General features: G+C 62.4%; 16 protein-coding genes and 1 tRNA gene. 14 read left to right on the top strand and 3 right to left on the bottom strand.

Annotation, left to right across the window (positions count from 1 at the left end):
* Positions 1-42 precede the first annotated feature (42 nt).
* The 5 genes from CKO42_RS07560 (at position 43) to infA (ending at position 3437) form a co-directional block, all read left to right on the top strand.
* Positions 43-339 (top strand): hypothetical protein, encoded by a 297-nt coding sequence (locus CKO42_RS07560; RefSeq protein WP_200241394.1) that lies wholly within the window; start codon positions 43-45, stop codon positions 337-339.
* Positions 340-345: 6 nt separating this feature from the next.
* Positions 346-1491 (top strand): GNAT family N-acetyltransferase, encoded by a 1146-nt coding sequence (locus tag CKO42_RS07555; RefSeq protein WP_200241392.1) that lies wholly within the window; start codon positions 346-348, stop codon positions 1489-1491.
* A gap of 44 nt (positions 1492-1535) precedes the next feature.
* Positions 1536-2297, top strand: coding sequence for a leucyl/phenylalanyl-tRNA--protein transferase (gene aat, locus CKO42_RS07550; RefSeq protein WP_200241802.1), 762 nt, complete (start codon positions 1536-1538; stop codon positions 2295-2297).
* Positions 2298-2327: 30 nt separating this feature from the next.
* Positions 2328-3083 (top strand): arginyltransferase, encoded by a 756-nt coding sequence (locus CKO42_RS07545; RefSeq protein ID WP_200241389.1) that lies wholly within the window; start codon positions 2328-2330, stop codon positions 3081-3083.
* 135 nt (positions 3084-3218) lie between these two features.
* Positions 3219-3437 carry a translation initiation factor IF-1 gene (gene infA / locus CKO42_RS07540; RefSeq protein ID WP_200241386.1) on the top strand — a complete coding sequence of 73 codons (219 nt, stop codon included), beginning with the start codon at positions 3219-3221 and terminating at the stop codon, positions 3435-3437.
* A gap of 112 nt (positions 3438-3549) precedes the next feature.
* Here infA and clpA read toward each other — a convergent pair whose 3' ends face one another.
* A complete protein-coding gene (gene clpA / locus CKO42_RS07535) occupies positions 3550-5814 on the bottom strand; it encodes an ATP-dependent Clp protease ATP-binding subunit ClpA (RefSeq protein ID WP_200241383.1) in 2265 nt (754 codons plus the stop codon).
* 54 nt (positions 5815-5868) lie between these two features.
* Positions 5869-6249, bottom strand: a complete 381-nt coding sequence (gene clpS / locus CKO42_RS07530; protein ID WP_200241380.1) for an ATP-dependent Clp protease adapter ClpS — start codon at positions 6247-6249, stop codon at positions 5869-5871.
* Between the two features lie 420 nt (positions 6250-6669).
* Here clpS and cspD point away from each other — a divergent pair, with 420 nt between their 5' ends.
* A complete protein-coding gene (gene cspD, locus CKO42_RS07525) occupies positions 6670-6879 on the top strand; it encodes a cold shock domain-containing protein CspD (protein ID WP_200241800.1) in 210 nt (69 codons plus the stop codon).
* A 202-nt stretch (positions 6880-7081) separates the two neighbouring features.
* On the opposite strand, the gene icd is transcribed toward cspD, so the two are convergent.
* Positions 7082-8341 (bottom strand): NADP-dependent isocitrate dehydrogenase, encoded by a 1260-nt coding sequence (gene icd / locus CKO42_RS07520; protein WP_200241377.1) that lies wholly within the window; start codon positions 8339-8341, stop codon positions 7082-7084.
* Positions 8342-8514: 173 nt separating this feature from the next.
* Here icd and CKO42_RS07515 point away from each other — a divergent pair, with 173 nt between their 5' ends.
* The 8 genes from CKO42_RS07515 to CKO42_RS07480 all read left to right on the top strand — a co-directional run bounded on the left by CKO42_RS07515 (position 8515) and on the right by CKO42_RS07480 (position 15414).
* Complete coding sequence (locus CKO42_RS07515; protein WP_200241374.1) at positions 8515-8886, top strand: DUF2237 family protein; 372 nt, start codon at positions 8515-8517, stop codon at positions 8884-8886.
* A gap of 13 nt (positions 8887-8899) precedes the next feature.
* Positions 8900-9493, top strand: coding sequence for a L,D-transpeptidase family protein (locus CKO42_RS07510; RefSeq protein WP_242479202.1), 594 nt, complete (start codon positions 8900-8902; stop codon positions 9491-9493).
* 299 nt (positions 9494-9792) lie between these two features.
* On the top strand, positions 9793-10641 hold the full coding sequence (locus tag CKO42_RS07505; protein WP_242479201.1) for a M48 family metallopeptidase: 849 nt from the start codon (positions 9793-9795) through the stop codon (positions 10639-10641).
* Between the two features lie 105 nt (positions 10642-10746).
* Positions 10747-11973 (top strand): lipocalin-like domain-containing protein, encoded by a 1227-nt coding sequence (locus tag CKO42_RS07500; protein ID WP_200241372.1) that lies wholly within the window; start codon positions 10747-10749, stop codon positions 11971-11973.
* Positions 11974-12312: 339 nt separating this feature from the next.
* Positions 12313-13698 (top strand): c-type cytochrome, encoded by a 1386-nt coding sequence (locus CKO42_RS07495; protein WP_242479200.1) that lies wholly within the window; start codon positions 12313-12315, stop codon positions 13696-13698.
* Between the two features lie 179 nt (positions 13699-13877).
* Positions 13878-13954, top strand: a tRNA-Met gene (locus tag CKO42_RS07490).
* A gap of 373 nt (positions 13955-14327) precedes the next feature.
* On the top strand, positions 14328-14693 hold the full coding sequence (locus CKO42_RS07485; protein ID WP_200241368.1) for a CidA/LrgA family protein: 366 nt from the start codon (positions 14328-14330) through the stop codon (positions 14691-14693).
* Positions 14686-15414 carry an LrgB family protein gene (locus CKO42_RS07480; protein ID WP_200241366.1) on the top strand — a complete coding sequence of 243 codons (729 nt, stop codon included), beginning with the start codon at positions 14686-14688 and terminating at the stop codon, positions 15412-15414. Before CKO42_RS07485 ends, CKO42_RS07480 begins: the two co-directional genes overlap by 8 nt.
* Positions 15415-15836: the final 422 nt, after the last annotated feature.

The following is a 15836-nucleotide window of genomic DNA, read 5'->3' as shown; positions in this document are numbered from 1 at the left end:
GCTGGCTTGGAACCGAGTGCGGAACCGAGGAGGAATGCGGCGATGAAGCGTCACCAGTTTCCGGCTATTGCGCTGACCCTGGCCGTGCCTCTTCTCGGGGTGCTCTGGATCGGTGGCGGGAGCCGGTCGGCTGATCCCGAGTCTGGTCCCTTGTTGCCATTGCTGACGCTGCTGATGGTCAGCGAGTTTGGCTTGATCCTGTGTCTTGCCGGTGTCGTGCTAGGCATTCAGCACGGTCGGCATCAGGGCTGGACTGGACGTTTTATCTTGATCACGGCCGGTTGCGCGCTGGCCGCTGTGGCCTTCCTCTTGCAACTGATCCGATGGTGGCCATTCTAAGGGGCGATGTATCAGCTCCGCGTTTACTCATCGATCGATCAATTCACTGCGGCCGACTGGAATCGGCTCGCGGGTGAGGATCTGCCGCATCTGCGGCACGAGTTCCTCGCGGCGATGGAGCGGCACGGCTGCGTTGGCGAGCGCTTCGGCTGGCTACCGCGTCATCTTGGCCTGTTCGATCAGGCCGAGCGGTTGGTTGCGGTTGCCCCCTGTTATCTCAAATTCAACTCCTACGGCGAGTTCGTCTTCGACTGGGCCTGGGCCGACGCCTATCGGCGCTCCGGGCTCGAGTATTATCCCAAGCTCGTGGTTGCCTCGCCCTATACGCCCGCGACCGGGCAGCGTGTGCTGACCGGTGATGCGCCGAATCGGGCCGAGCTTGCAGCGGCCTTGATCAAGGGGTCACTCGAGGTCGCCAAGCAGATGGGCGTCTCCGGGCTGCACTGGCTCTTCAGCAGCGATGAAGAGACCGGCTGGATGCGCACGGCGGGGTTCATGCCGCGGTTAGGCTGTCAGTTCCATTGGCAGAACCAGGGCTACGCCGATTTTGACGCCATGCTCGCCCGCTTCAGCGCCGAGAAGCGCAAGAAGATCAAGCGCGAGCGTCGTCGGGTGGCAGAGGCTGGCGTCTCGATCCGCCGAGTGCCGGGCAGCGAGGCGACCGCCGAGGAATGGACGATCTTCCATCAACTCTATGAGGATACCTTCGACAAGCGGGGTGGCATCCCGACCCTATCGTTACCCTTCTTTCGCGAGCTCGGCGCTCAGATGGGCGACAGTACGCTGCTGGTGCTCGCAGAGCACGCGGGTGAGATCGTTGCCGCAGCCTTCTGCTTGGTCGGTGCGCGAACCCTCTATGGTCGACACTGGGGCTGCTCCAAGGAGTTCCATAGCCTGCACTTCGAGGCCTGCTACTACCAAGGGCTCGAGCACTGCATCGCACAGGGGCTCAGCGGCTTCGAGCCAGGCGCGCAGGGTGAGCACAAGGTTGCACGCGGCTTCTTGCCGACCCGCACCTGGTCCGCGCATTGGATTGCCGAGCCCGGATTTCACGAGCCGATTGGCAAGTTCCTCGAGCACGAGATCGAGGCGGTGGAAGAGTACATCGCCGAGATGAACGAGCGCAGCCCTTACCGGCGCGATCTGGGTTGATTGGGACGTTTATGGAGGGAGCCCGGTTGGTGTCAGCGATGTCGATGCCCTATCTCTTGGCGCCAAATGACCCCAGCGGTTCGTTTCCTGACCCGTCAGAGGCCATGCGCGACCCGGATGGCCTGCTCGCGGTGGGAGGGGATCTGAGCAACGGGCGCCTCATCAACGCCTATCGGCATGGCATCTTTCCTTGGTACAGCGAAGGCGACCCCATTCTGTGGTGGTCACCGGACCCACGAACCGTCTTGATTCCGAGCGATTTACATTGTTCGCGCAGCTTGCGCAAGCTGCTGCGTCGGCGGGCGTTTGCTGTCACCATGGATCGCGATTTTCCGGCGGTCATCCGCGCCTGTGCCGGGCCGCGGCCGGGCAGCCAGGGAACTTGGCTGCTGCCGGAGATGATCAGCGCCTACTGTGGCCTCCATGTGCACGGGATTGCCCATTCCATTGAGGTCTGGCAAGACGGGCACTTGGTGGGCGGTCTCTATGGGGTTGCGATCGGCGGCGCCTTCTTCGGCGAATCCATGTTCAGCCGGGTCGACAATGCCTCCAAGGTGGCACTGGTGCACCTGTGTGAGCACCTGATCCGCCACAAAGTCGAGCTGATCGATTGCCAGGTTTTGACCTCGCATCTGCAACGCATGGGGGCCGAGCTCATGCCACGCGAGCGCTTCTTGGCCCGCCTGCACGCGCTGCGCGATCGGCCGTCGCCGATTGGCCACTGGGATGATGGCCAACTGCATTATCCTGGTTGTTCGGACGCTTGTTCAGGCGCTTGCTCAGATGAGCGCGTTTGCGCAGACTGAGGTCTGCGACCGCTGTAGGACGTCATTGCAATGAACGCGAATCGGACCATCCCGGGCCATCTGCAGCTCTATCTCACCGGCGAACATGACTGTTCCTATATCGAAGGGTTGCGCGCTCGGACCCTGTTCGTCGACCCCATGGCGCGGATCGATCGCGAGCGGGCGCAGTGGCTGCAGCAGATCGGCTTTCGGCGCAGCGGTATGCACTTCTATCGCCCCGCCTGTCGCGGTTGTCAGCGTTGTATCCCGGTGCGGGTTCCGGTCGCCGACCTGGCGATGAGCCGCTCCCAGCGCCGAAATGCGGCGTTGAACGATACCGATGTGCGCATCGCCTTCAAGCCAGTGCAGTTGCGGCCGGTGCATTACCAGCTCTACGAGCGCTATATCCTGGCGCGGCACAGTGACGGCGATATGGCCGACGATGTCTCGGTCGAGACCTACATGCGTTTCCTGCTCAGCCCTTGGGGTGGTCAGACCTGGTTCATCGAGGCCTACTTGGGCGAGCGGCTCATGTCGGTGGCGGTGACCGACATCTTCCCGGACGGCCTCTCCGCACTCTATACCTTCTTTGACCCCGATCTCGCGGCGCGAGCGCCCGGCACCTATGCGGTGCTGACGCAGGCGCGTGAGGCCGCGCGGCTGGGCCTGAGCTACCTGTATCTGGGATACTGGATCGAGGAGAGCCCGAAGATGGCCTACAAGGATCGATTTCGGCCGATCGAGGCCTGGGATGGTCAGCAGTGGCAGCGTTTCGAGCGCGCTGAGCAGATCCGTTTCGCGTCTTGAGGGTATCCCCCGATTCCAAGGGTCAGGCTGGCCTGTGATATACTCGTGCGGTTTTACGGCGGCGATTCGCTAGGGCAGGTCGCCCTTGGCTGATGCTCAGTCCGTACGCGATATCACGACACAGATTTCATAGTCATGGCAAAAGAAGACGTAATCCAGATGGAAGGCGTGGTCACCGAGACCCTGCCGAACACCGTATTTCGGGTTGAGCTCGAGAACGGTCACATTGTCACCGCCCATATCTCCGGCAAGATGCGTAAGCATTACATCCGCATCCTCACGGGCGATAAGGTCACGGTTGAGCTGACCCCTTATGACCTGACCAAGGGCCGCATCACCTATCGCGTTCGCTAATCGCGGTGACCGTGCAGTAAGGGCTGCCTGGTCCAGGGTGGCGACGCGCTCTGTGCATTAGGTTGGGCCACGGATCATCCCTGAATCCGGGCTCCTTAGAATGCCAATAACCTCAAGCGGCCGTCTTCTCGGTCTCAAAGCCGAACGTTAGCTCGTCGTCCTCGCCGAGACGCACCACGACGGTTCCACCACCGCTGAGCTCGCCGAATAGCAGTTCGTTCGCGAGCGGCTTCTTGATGTGGTCTTTGATCACGCGCGCCATCGGTCGGGCGCCCATCTTCGGGTCGTAACCCTTCTCTGCTAGCCAAGCACGGGCCTCTGGCTCAACCATCAGCGCCACCTTCTTCTCAGCGAGCTGTGCCTCGAGTTCGAACAGGAACTTGTCGACGACGCTGCCAATGGTCTTGGCGTCGAGCGCGCCAAATTGAACGATCGCGTCGAGCCGGTTGCGGAACTCAGGCGTGAAGTACTTCTTCAGCGCCTCCATGCCATCGGTCGAGTGATCCTGCTCGGTGAAGCCGATCGAGCGGCGGCTGGTCTCCTCGGCACCGGCGTTGGTGGTCATCACCAGCACGACGTTGCGGAAATCCGCCTTGCGGCCGTTGTTGTCGGTCAGGCTGCCATGGTCCATGACCTGCAGCAGCAGGTTGAAGACGTCGGGATGGGCCTTCTCGATCTCGTCGAGCAGTAGCACCGAGTGCGGATGCTTGGTGATCTCCTCGGTCAGCAGGCCGCCCTGGTCGAAGCCGACATAGCCGGGCGGGGCGCCGATGAGGCGTGACACCGTATGCCGCTCCATGTATTCGGACATGTCGAAGCGGATCAGCTCCAGGCTCATGATGCGCGCGAGCTGGCGCGTGACCTCGGTCTTGCCGACGCCGGTGGGGCCGGTGAACAGGAACGAGCCGATTGGCTTTTCGTCGGTGCCGAGGCCAGAGCGATTCATCCGAATCGCCGATGTCAGCGCATCGATGGCCTCTTCCTGGCCATAGACCACCATCTTCAGGTCGCGATCGAGATGGCGCAACGACTCGGTATCGGAGCTGGACACCTTGCGCGTCGGGATACGCGCGATCTTGGCGACGATGCTTTCGACATCGGTCACATCGATGCGCTTCTTGCGCTTGGCGGCGGGGCGCAGCTGGACGTTGGCGCCCGCTTCGTCGATCACATCGATCGCCTTGTCGGGCAGATGACGGTCGTTGATGTACTTGGCCGAGAGCTCAGCGGCGGCGCGCAGCGCCGGGTTGGTATAGCTGACCTGATGATGTTCTTCGAAGCGGCTCTTGAGGCCCTTGAGGATCTCGATGGTCTCTTCGACTGAGGGCTCGTTGACATCGATCTTCTGGAACCGTCGCGCCAGTGCGCGATCCTTCTCGAAGATGCCGCGATACTCCTGATAGGTGGTGGAGCCAATGCAGCGTAGATCGCCCGAGGCGAGTACCGGCTTGATCAGGTTGGAGGCGTCCATAACGCCACCGGAGGCGGCGCCGGCACCGATGATGGTGTGAATCTCATCGATGAACAGGATCGCGTGTGGCTTGCGCTTGAGCTCGGCAAGCACCGCTTTCAGGCGCTTCTCGAAGTCGCCGCGATACTTGGTGCCGGCCACCAGCGAACCGAGGTCGAGGGCGTAGATCACCGCGTCGTTCAGGATCTCCGGTACTTCACCGTCAACGATCTTCTTCGCCAGCCCTTCGGCGATGGCGGTCTTGCCGACGCCAGCCTCGCCGACCAGCAGTGGGTTATTCTTGCGCCGCCGACAAAGGATCTGGGCAGTACGCTCGACCTCGCTGGCCCGGCCGATCAGCGGATCGATGCGGCCTTGGCGGGCCATCTCGTTGAGATTCGTGGCGAAGTTCTCGAGCGCGCTCGGCGCCTCCTTGTCGTCGCTGCGCACCTCGTCTGGCTCGGCGTGCGCATCGTCATCTTGGTCCTCGCCCGGTACCTTTGAGATACCGTGGGAGATGTAGTTGACGACATCCAGCCGGGAGACGTCTTGTTGACTCAGAAGATACACGGCTTGGCTGTCCTGCTCGCTGAACAAGGCGACTAGGACGTTGGCGCCGGTGACCTCCTTCTTGCCGGCCGATTGCACATGGAACACAGCCCGCTGCAGCACGCGCTGGAAGCCGAGCGTGGGCTGGGTCTCGCGCTCGTCGTTTTCGGCGATCAGTGGTGTCGTCTCTTCGATGAAGGTCGCCACATCGATGCGCAGTTTGTCATTGTCCGCGGCACAGGCGCGAAGCACCTTGGCGGCAGCTGGATTGTCGATGAGGCAGAGCAGCAAGTGCTCGACCGTCATGTACTCGTGCCGCTTTGCCCGCGCCTCTTTGAACGCCTGGTTCAGCGTGAATTCAAGCTCTTTGCTCAGCATGGACTGTGACCCCGGAACGGTTCGTTGAAGACGGATTGCTGTTCAAGGCGCATCTCAAGCCTCCTCCATCGTGCACAGCAGTGGATGGTGGTTTTTGCGCGAAAAATCATTGACTTGCGAGACCTTGGTCTCGGCGATGTCGCGTGTGAAGACGCCGCAGACACCGACGCCGCGCGTGTGCACATGCAGCATGACTTGGGTCGCCTTTTCCGGCGACATGCTGAAGAAGGACTCAAGCACATGGACGACGAACTCCATTGGCGTGTAGTCGTCGTTGACAAGCAGCACCTTGTAGAGCGGTGGGCGCTTGACTGCAGGCTTGGCCTCTTCCACCGACAGTCCAGAGCCGTCGTCACCTTCTTCCTGATTCGACAGGCTTATCTGGGTCCCGCGGATGACGTAGAGGGTGAAAGCTGTGGTGAATCGGTGCGGCATCGACCTAATTAGCGTGTTTCTGTGCCGGCGGGAGTGGCCCGTGCGGCGCAAGGTTTGTGATAAGACGCTTATCGCGCTTCTAGTTACGTTTCTGGTTGCGCTTCTAATCGCGCTTCCAGATGAGTAGGGGTCATGAACGGAAAAATACAGCCCCGAAGTGACAACGTCTACGCCTTGATTGCCGCCTCGTCGCCGCATCCGTGCCGCACCTTCCCGAGAATGATGCTGCCTGCGCGCTGCTGAACCGGCTTTGCCGCAGCAAGATTGACCAAGCGGATCAGACAACTATACTTTCTTAACGCCCCGCCCGGTTCAGCTTTGCTCCGGGGAGGCGAAGCAGAGCCGTTCAGCGTCGGCCTTGCCTACTACAACAAGCTGGAAAACCAACCGAAGAAGAGCGAAGTCGTAGAGGAGTTTCCGATGATTACAGGTATCGTCAAATGGTTTAACAATGCCAAGGGCTATGGCTTCGTCCAACCCGATGGTCGCGATGAAGATGTCTTCGTGCACTTCTCGTCAATCGATATGGACGGCTACAAGACCCTGAAAGAGGGGCAAAAGGTCCAGTTCGAGGTCTCGCAAGGGCCGAAGGGGCTGCATGCTGCAACCGTGCAGCGGGCGATGCAGTAGTCGCAATCTAGTGCGCGCGCCCGGTCAAAGAGGACGCGCGGTCTGTCAATCTGTCACAGAAGCCGCCACGGCTTGTGCTAGCCGCGGCGGCTTGGTACTAAGCAGCCGTCCACTTTCTACTTCCCGATTCTTGCCGGACAGTGGCGCTCAAATCGGGAAGCAGTTGGTGGACACTTTCTAAGGTCTGGCATCGCGATGCACGTCAGCCCATCTTGGCAATGACGGCGTCGCCGAAGGCCGAGCAGCTCAGCTTGGTCGCTCCCTCCATCAGCCGCTCGAGATCGTAGGTCACCGTCTTGGCCGCGATCGAACCCTCGATCCCCTGAATCACCAAGTCCGCCGCCTCGGTCCAACCGAGATGGCGCAGTAGCATCTCGCCCGAGAGCAGTAACGAACTGGGGTTGACCTGATCCTTGCCGGCGTATTTCGGTGCCGTGCCATGGGTGGCTTCGAACATGGCCACGGTGTCTGAGAGATTGGCGCCTGGTGCCATGCCGATACCGCCGACCTGGGCGGCAAGGGCATCGGAGATGTAGTCGCCGTTGAGGTTGAGGGTGGCGATCACGTCGTAGTCCTTCGGGCGCAGGAGGATCTGCTGCAGGAAGGCGTCGGCGATGACATCTTTGACGACGATGTCCTTGCCGGTGGTTGGATGCTTGAAGCGGCACCAGGGGCCGCCATCGATCAGCTCGGCGCCGAATTCCTCGCGCGCGAGCTCGTAGCCCCAGTCTTTGAACGCGCCCTCGGTAAATTTCATGATGTTGCCCTTGTGCACCAGGGTCACCGAGTCGCGCTGGTTGTCGATCGCATACTGGATCGCCTTGCGCACCAGGCGTCTGGTGCCGTCACGCGAGACCGGCTTGATGCCGATGCCTGAGCTGGCTGGGAAGCGAATCTTGGTCACGCCGAGCTTGTCTTGCAGGAAGTCGATGAGGGTCTTGGCCTCATCAGAGCCGGCTGCCCACTCGATGCCGGCGTAGATGTCTTCCGAGTTCTCGCGGAAGATCACCATGTCGGTGTCTTCAGGGCGTTTCAGTGGGCTTGGCGTACCCTGGAAGTAGCGCACCGGTCGCAGGCAAACATAGAGGTCGAGGCGCTGGCGCAGCGCGACGTTGAGCGAGCGGATGCCGCCACCGACAGGCGTGGTGAGCGGGCCCTTGATCGAGACCACATAGTCACGAACCGCGTCGAGGGTCTCGTCCGGTAGCCAGACATCTGCCCCGTAGACCTTGGTCGCCTTCTCGCCGGCGTAGATCTCCATCCAGGCGATCTGGCGCTGTCCACCATAGGCCTTGCTGACAGCCGAATCCAAGACCTTCTTCAACACGGGAGTGATGTCGACGCCGATGCCGTCGCCCTCGATGTAAGGGATGATGGGCTGGTCCGGGACATCGATACTGTGATCGGGGTTGACGCGAATCTGCTCGCCGGTCGCTGGGACCTGGATCTGTTCGTAGGCCATGGTCGTGATGCTCCTGTTGATCGAATGCCCTGGATATTACCATCGCCGGCGCGGCCGATGCGGCGTTGGTCAAGTCTGCTGGCCTGCGTATACGCCCTTGTCTTGGAGGCATGGGCATGTCATATCAGCGTCCATTCTGAGTCTAAACTGAGTCTAAACAGAGGGAATGCTTGATGTCTGATGCCCGCAATGTCCTGGGTGAGCCACTCGAGATCTGCTCCATCGAGCCCATGACGGGCTTTATGCGCGATGGTGCCTGCGAGACCGGGCCCGAAGATATCGGCTCGCATACCGTCTGCGCGCGAGTGACGCGCGAGTTCTTGGAGTATTCGAGGTCGCGTGGCAACGACCTGATGACGCCAATGCCCGCCTTCGGCTTCCCCGGCCTGAAGCCTGGCGATCGGTGGTGTCTTTGCGCGGCACGCTGGCAGGAGGCGTTTGAGGCCGGCTGCGCGCCGCGGGTGGCCTTGCGCAGCACCCATGAGCGTGCACTCGAGGTCTGCGATCTCGGGGATCTGAAGCGGCACGCGGTCGATCTCTCTTAGGCGCGCCCTGGTCATGGCGTTCACTACGTTGCGAGGTTTGCTGGCGCGATCCGGGCTGACCCTGGTCGGTGTGTTGGGGCTCAGCGCCTCGGTCGCGGCGATGTCGGTGCTGCCGGGCTGCGTGGTGCGCCAGGCCCAGGACGGACCTGCACTGGCTGCGCAGCGCTCGACGCCGCTGTTGGCCGATGAGGTCTTGGTCAAGAAGGGTCAGCGCCGGCTTTATCTGATGCGTGACGGCAAGCCGTTTCGCACCTATCGCGTCGCCCTTGGCTTCGCGCCGGAGGGCCACAAGGAGCGCGAGGGGGATGGCCGCACCCCAGAGGGGCGCTATGTGCTCGACTGGCGCAATGCGAGCAGCCGCTTCACCAAGGCGATCAATATCTCCTATCCCAACGTCGAGGATCGCGCCCGTGCGGCGATGCGCGGCGACAGGCCGGGGGGAGCGATCATGATCCACGGCGAGCCGCGTTGCCACGTCGATCCGGCGCTGGCTGATCTGGTGCGCTACGAGGATTGGACCGAGGGCTGCGTGGCGGTCTCGAATCTGGCGATGGATGAGATCTGGCGCTACACCCTTGACGGCACGCCGATCGAGATTCGGCCCTGAGAGACCTGATATGGCGCGGGCAGGGAAGCCTTGGCTTGGAGCCCGAGGCATGGAGCCCATGACACGGAACCCGAGGCATGGAACCCTGTGCAGATGGAGCGGCCTGAGCGTTATCACATCAGAGCGCTTGTCGGTCCTGATCAAGCATTGGATTGGCTACGGCGCGCATCCTGGGCAGCCGTAGATACGTCTGCGGCGATGTGTCGGTGCCTCTGCGATGATGAGTGTGGGTGTCCATTTCGGGGCGATTTCGGGGCGGGGTGGTTGGAGCAGGCTGCGACTCGACAGCGAGGCGAGTGATGATTAAAACGGCGATGGGCGATTGCAAGAACCGGTGGCGTCTGCTGGGGCATTTCAGGCCAAGCCCGTTGCTATCGCTGCTGACCTCGGTGAGCTTGACGATGACGCTGCTGTCTTGCGCAACCGCCCCGGAAACGGGGCGGCGGCAGCTGTTGCTCGTGAGTCCGGTGGAGGAGGCCCAGCTGGGGCTGCAGGCGTTCCAGCAGCTGAAGCAGCAGAAACCGGTGGTGACCAACGGCAAGGATGTCGCGATGCTGCAGCGGGTCGGTGGGAGGATCAGCCAGGTGGCGCCGCTGCCGGATGCGCGCTGGGAGTTCGTGCTGTTCAAAGACCAGTCGCCGAATGCCTTCGCGTTGCCCGGCGGTAAGGTTGGCGTGAATACCGGCATCTTGCCGATCACCAAGGATGAGGCCGGGCTGGCGACGGTCATCGGCCATGAGATTGCGCACGCGGTGGCGCGCCATGGCGCGGAGCGGATGTCTCAGGGCATGCTGGTGCAGCTGGGTGAAGCTGGACTCTCCGCCGCGTTGGGCTCGAACCCGGGCGCGACCGGCGATCTCGTCATTCAAGCGTACGGGCTCGGTAGCCAGCTGGGAGTGATGCTGCCGTATTCGCGGATTCAGGAGCTGGAGGCTGACGAGCTGGGGCTGTTGTACATGGCCCGGGCTGGCTATGACCCGCGCGAGGCGATCGGGTTTTGGACTCGTTTTGCGGCCTACAACGCAAAGCGGGGCGGGGCGCCGCCTGAGTTCTTGAGCACGCATCCGATGGATCAGCGGCGGATTGAGGCGCTTGAGCGGGCGATGTCGCGGGCGGTCGCCGAATATGAGCGCGCTCGGTCGCGATGAGCAGTCGCCGAGGCCGGTTGATTTTTTTGGGTCTAACTTTTTGGTCGAGCTTTTTTGGTCAAGCTTTTTTGGTCTAACTCTTTGGTCTAACGGTGGAGCGTCTCGATGCGTTGGCTGGCATTGCCTGTGGCGTTGGTGATCTTGGCGGGGCTGGCCTACGGGCTCTGGCCGCGGGGGGCGATGCCTGCTTCCGGCGGCTTCGATGCGACCGCGCTGGCCGCGGCGCTTGCTGAGTTGTCCAGCGAGCCCGGGCCAGCGGCGGTTGCTGCTAGCGCGCCGGTGTCGTTCCCCGCGGATCATGGCGCGCACCCAGAGGCTCGAGCGGAGCTTTGGGAATTGAGCGCGGTGCTCCAAGATGCCGGCAAACGGCCGGTCGCGGTGCGGCTGACGGTGGCGCGGCTCGGGCTGTCTGATCGGGCCGAGCCGCGAGCGTCGGCGATGGCTGCGGATGCCCTGTTTGCCGGCGAGCTGGTGGTGACCGCGGGCGGCGACATAAAGGCCGGCGCGCTGCGCGAGCAACGCGTGAGCCGTGCTGCGCTGGGGCTGGCTGGTGCTGGGGCGGATCAGGCTGGTGTCGAGCGGGTTTGGATCGAGCAGTGGACGCTCGCGCGCGAGGCGGGGGGCTCGGTGGTGCTGCGTGCGGCTGCCGGCGGTGTTGAGCTGAGGTTGGGCTTCTCGCCGCTGAAGCCGCCGCTGGTCCTCGATCAGCAGGCGTTCGCAAGCCCGACCTCTGAGGATGGGGCGGCATCGTTGCGCCTTTACAGCCAGTCGCGTTTGGCCGTATCGGGGAGTCTGCGCCTAGAGGGCGTCGAGCAGCCGTTGCAGGGCTTGGGGTGGCTAGATCATGGCTGGGGAGACTTGTCAGAGACACTGTCTGGAGGGCGCGGCCAGTTGGTGGCGAATCGCTTTCAGTTGCAGCTGGACGATGGCTCCGAGCTGGCCTGTTTGCATCTGCGTCGGCGCGGTGGCGGTGGTACGCCCATCCCGAGCTGCGTGCTGATCGGAGTCGATGGCGAACAAGTGGTTTTGCAGCGACGCGATCTGACCCTGGCGCCAACGGACGCCAAATCGGTGGCTGTGGGCGGCACCTCCTATCCTCTCGGTTGGCGGCTGATGATCCCCGCGCGCGAGCTAGAGCTGGAGATCAAGCCGCTGTTTGCTAGCAAGGGCTCAGGGCCGGCCTCGACGGTCCTGATGCAAGGCAATCAAACCTGGCGTGGCGCGGTCGAAGTGAAAGGTCGGCGCGGCGCAGATGCGTTGGATGGTCATGGACGCATGGACCTCAATGGCTACGCTGAGGGCGGAATCGTTGGCACCGGCTTTGGAATCTGAACAGCTCGGGTGTCTGCTGCTTGCCCTGCTGCCTTTTTGGCCAGTCGCAGCAGGCAGAACAAGTCATGATTAAGGCCGAGCGCGATCTGAGCCCATCCGCAAAGGCATTGTCGAGCGCAGACCTTTCGAGCACAGATAAGCCAAGCACGTATAAGCCGAGCACGTATAGGCATTCACTGATGAAAAAAATTTCAGCTTTTCCAGATGTTATGAAAACGTTAAGAGCACTCGATTTCGCTGATGGATGCGACGCTGCGCTTTTCCAGGTAGCTGCAGATGTCTGCTGATCGTCATCTCCGCTGGCTTGCCGGTGCAAAATGGGTGACGACAATTTTGGTGATGAGTCTGTGGTTTTTGGTCGGCTGCGATGGCAGTAAGCCGCGCTCGGTCACCAAGGCCGAGCCTGGGCCGATCCCGGAAACCCCGCAGCGCCCGGGTGATCCAGAGGTTGGGTACGACGTCCTGGTGAATCGGGCGGTGGTGACCTGCGGCCTGCCCTACGATGCCTATGTTGAGGCGAGCGTTGGTGGAGCCTTCGATCCAGCGCCCGACTCTGCGATCCCCGGTCGGCGCGGGCGTAACGCTGAGCTACCCTACGCCCTGACCGCCTTCACTGCGGAGAGCGGCGTGGAGCTGGTCACAAGCAACTGCCTCGGCTGTCATGCAGCGCCATTGAATGGCGAGCTGGTGATCGGGCTTGGCAATGAGTTTCTCGACTTCACCGCTGATCCGGTGATGGCGGTCGAAGGTGCTGGCGCCTATGTCGATGGCGAGGCTCAGGTTGCCGAGTGGCAGCGCTGGGCGGATCGCATCGGGGCGATTGCTCCTTGGTCGATGACCGATACCATCGGCGCGAACCCGGCGCAGGCGATCACGCTCGCGTTGATGGCACATCGCGACCCGGAGACGCTGGCCTGGTCCGATGAGCCGCTATTGCCGTTGCCGCCGACTGAGGTTCTACCGGCCAGCGTGCCGCCTTGGTGGAACGTCGGTAAGAAGCACGCGATGTTCTACAACGGTGAGGGGCGTGGCGATCATGTCGGCTACATGATGCTGGCGTCGACCACCTGCACCGATTCGGTCGCCGAGGCGCGTGAGATCGATGCCTGGTTCAAGGATGTGCGCGCCTATCTAGCGACGCTCGAGGCGCCCGCTTATCCCTATCCGATCGATGCGGAGCTGGCTGCCGAAGGGCAGCGCCTGTTCAAGGCGGAGTGCACTGAATGCCATGGTCGCTACGGCGAGCGTGAACGGTACCCGAATGAGCTGGTCGCGCTGGACGAGGTCGGTACCGATCCGGCGATGGCTGAGCAAGCGTATCGGCGTACAGATCGCTTCGCGCGTTGGTTCAATGCCTCGTTCTATGGTCGAAATGCCAATGCGCAGCCTGGGCTTGGCTATGTGGCGCCGCCGTTGGATGGCGTCTGGGCGACGGCGCCCTACTTGCACAACGGCGCTGTGCCAACGCTGGCGGCGCTGCTCGACACCCGTGAACGCCCGACCTACTGGCGGTTCGAGAGCGCCAGCCCAGACTACGACCAAGCCGAGTTGGGATGGCGCTATGAGCGGCTCGAGCAGGGCCGAGAGCAATTCGCGAGCCTGGATGAGCAGAAATGGGTCTACGACACCTCCCGCCGCGGCTATAGCAATCAGGGGCACGATTTCGGCGACCTGCTCAGCGCTCAAGAACGCCTTGCGCTGCTGGAATATCTGAAGACGCTATGAGCGAGCAGTCCGTGCGAGCAGTCCGTGCGAGCACTATGAGCGAGCGCAATCGTGAGAGTCCCTGTCCCGAACCACTGCGATTCGCCCCGAATCCTGATCGAACATCGGCGTCGCAGCAGCGTGAAGGCAAAAAAAGACTTGCGCAAACCTCAGTCTATGCCTATAGTAGGCGGCTCAGTTGCGGGGTGGAGCAGTCAGGCAGCTCGTCGGGCTCATAACCCGAAGGTCGCAGGTTCAAATCCTGCCCCCGCTACCAAATAAAGCAAGGGCTTACGTCATCGCGGCGTAGGCCCTTTTTGTTTGGCGCGCGCGATGAAGCCGAGATGTAACCGTTGCGCGAGATTCTTGGCCCTGGTTTCCGACCTTGGTGTAACGCAAATACCTTGCGATCCACCTCACTCAAATCTTGCTACTCCTGTTTTTGCGGGTGAACGGGTGGACGAGTCTGGTTGGCTGGCGATTCGATGTTGCCCAAGGGGCACGTCTCAGGTGATGCTCCTGTTCGATCCCATCTAACGAACTTCATGAGCGCCTCGAACTGCCGGAGGCGATCAACGCGCTGATCGGCCAGAAGTCTGCGCCGCTGCTCGAATGCTCGCTGCACTGAACACCGCTCTCATCGCCATCGCATGCTCGAACCGCTCTTCCTGATCCTCCTCTGCCAGCTGCTCGGCGAGACCTTGGTCCAACTGGCCACGTTGCCGATTCCCGGACCGGTGCTCGGCATGCTCCTGCTGCTGGGCTGGCTGTTCCTGCGCGGTGGCGTCGCCGAGGAGGTCGGTCGCACCGCCGATACGCTGCTCGCCCACCTCTCGCTGCTGTTCGTGCCCGCCGGCGTCGGTGTGATGCTGCACTGGGAGCGGGTGCGCGCGCACTGGCAGGCGCTCGCGCTGGCCCTGATCCTCGGCACCCTGATCACCCTGGTGGTCACTGCGCTGACGATGGCCGGCATGCGTCGTCTGATGGCTTGGCGGCGGAGACCGAGCGATGGTTGAAAGTCGTCTGAACGAGATCTGGGTCTATCTGGCCGCCTCGCCGCTGCTGTGGCTGACCGCGACCCTGACCTGCTACCTGATCGCGCTACGCCTCTATCGCCTGACGGGGAGCACGCCACTGCTCAACCCGGTGATGGTCGCCATCGCGCTGCTGATCGGTCTGCTCTGGCTCACCGACACCCCGTACCGGATCTACTTCGAGGGCGCCCAGTTCGTGCATTTCCTGCTCGGTCCTGCCACGGTCGCCCTCGCCATCCCGCTCTATCGCCAACGCCATCGGCTGCGTGCGCTCGCGCTGCCGATCCTGGTCGCCTTACCGGTCGGGGTCGCCACCGCCGGCCTAAGCGCGATCGGTCTCGCGGCGCTGTTCGGCGCTGAGCCGGCGATCCTGCTGTCCTTAGCGCCGAAGTCGGTCACCGCGCCGGTGGCCATGGGCATCAGTGAGAAGATCGGCGGCATCCCCACGCTCACCGCCGTGCTGGTGATCAGCACCGGCGTGGTCGGGGCGGTGTTCGGCACCGCCGTGCTGCGTCTGCTGCGCTGCCAAGACCCGGCCGTGCAGGGCTTTGCGCTCGGCCTCAGCGCGCATGGCCTGGGCACCGCCCGGGCGTTTCAGGTCGATGCCACCATGGGCGCCTTCGCTGGACTGGCGATGGCGCTCTCGGCCTTCGCCACGGCGCTCTTGTTGCCAGCGCTGCTGAGCTGGATCGGGCTCTCCTGAGCCGCGCCTTCCCGCGACGCCTCAATCCTCAATCCTCAATCCTCAATCCTCATATATGGTCCGCCCCGCGATGCAAGAGCCACTTGACTGTTCAGCAGAAGGAAACGTTGCGGCCATATATCCGGCGTCGTGATGAGGTGGCGTGATCGCTCCTCGCGCCCTGATGGAATCCGCGCGCATTCCTGTCCTTATCACTGTTTCAGTCTCGGCGATGCCGGCTGGTGAGGATTACAGGGTTTCAGGAATGCAGGACAAGCCTTTCATGCCATCACAGTGACAGTCACTCTTAGCAACTCGTGGTTAGAAACTCGTGGTGTGGGTGATCGTGCTCGCTCGGATGTGACTCAATCCCTCATCGGTGCTCGCGGCGGTTAAACCGCCTGACTCAAGGCGTGCTTTGGATCGTAGGCCTCGCCTTTGGT

The organism is Lamprobacter modestohalophilus, from assembly GCF_016583905.1.
Classification (GTDB): Bacteria; Pseudomonadota; Gammaproteobacteria; order Chromatiales; family Chromatiaceae; genus Lamprobacter; species Lamprobacter modestohalophilus.
The sequence above is the reverse complement of the archived record's forward strand: the minus strand, read 5'-3'. Positions and strand labels throughout refer to the sequence as shown.

Excerpts from the sequence above, each read along its gene's own strand:
- CKO42_RS07495 (WP_242479200.1), top strand. The coding sequence starts at position 12,313 with ATGAGTCTGTGGTTTTTGGTCGGCTGCGATGGCAGTAAGCCGCGCTCG.
- CKO42_RS07555 (WP_200241392.1), top strand. The coding sequence starts at position 346 with ATGTATCAGCTCCGCGTTTACTCATCGATCGATCAATTCACTGCGGCC.
- CKO42_RS07515 (WP_200241374.1), top strand. The coding sequence starts at position 8,515 with ATGTCTGATGCCCGCAATGTCCTGGGTGAGCCACTCGAGATCTGCTCC.
- icd (WP_200241377.1), bottom strand. The coding sequence starts at position 8,341 with ATGGCCTACGAACAGATCCAGGTCCCAGCGACCGGCGAGCAGATTCGC.
- CKO42_RS07510 (WP_242479202.1), top strand. The coding sequence starts at position 8,900 with ATGGCGTTCACTACGTTGCGAGGTTTGCTGGCGCGATCCGGGCTGACC.
- CKO42_RS07500 (WP_200241372.1), top strand. The coding sequence starts at position 10,747 with ATGCGTTGGCTGGCATTGCCTGTGGCGTTGGTGATCTTGGCGGGGCTG.
- aat (WP_200241802.1), top strand. The coding sequence starts at position 1,536 with ATGCCCTATCTCTTGGCGCCAAATGACCCCAGCGGTTCGTTTCCTGAC.
- CKO42_RS07480 (WP_200241366.1), top strand. The coding sequence starts at position 14,686 with ATGGTTGAAAGTCGTCTGAACGAGATCTGGGTCTATCTGGCCGCCTCG.
- CKO42_RS07505 (WP_242479201.1), top strand. The coding sequence starts at position 9,793 with ATGATTAAAACGGCGATGGGCGATTGCAAGAACCGGTGGCGTCTGCTG.
- clpS (WP_200241380.1), bottom strand. The coding sequence starts at position 6,249 with ATGCCGCACCGATTCACCACAGCTTTCACCCTCTACGTCATCCGCGGG.
- cspD (WP_200241800.1), top strand. The coding sequence starts at position 6,670 with ATGATTACAGGTATCGTCAAATGGTTTAACAATGCCAAGGGCTATGGC.
- CKO42_RS07560 (WP_200241394.1), top strand. The coding sequence starts at position 43 with ATGAAGCGTCACCAGTTTCCGGCTATTGCGCTGACCCTGGCCGTGCCT.
- CKO42_RS07545 (WP_200241389.1), top strand. The coding sequence starts at position 2,328 with ATGAACGCGAATCGGACCATCCCGGGCCATCTGCAGCTCTATCTCACC.
- CKO42_RS07485 (WP_200241368.1), top strand. The coding sequence starts at position 14,328 with ATGCTCGAACCGCTCTTCCTGATCCTCCTCTGCCAGCTGCTCGGCGAG.
- clpA (WP_200241383.1), bottom strand. The coding sequence starts at position 5,814 with ATGCTGAGCAAAGAGCTTGAATTCACGCTGAACCAGGCGTTCAAAGAG.
- infA (WP_200241386.1), top strand. The coding sequence starts at position 3,219 with ATGGCAAAAGAAGACGTAATCCAGATGGAAGGCGTGGTCACCGAGACC.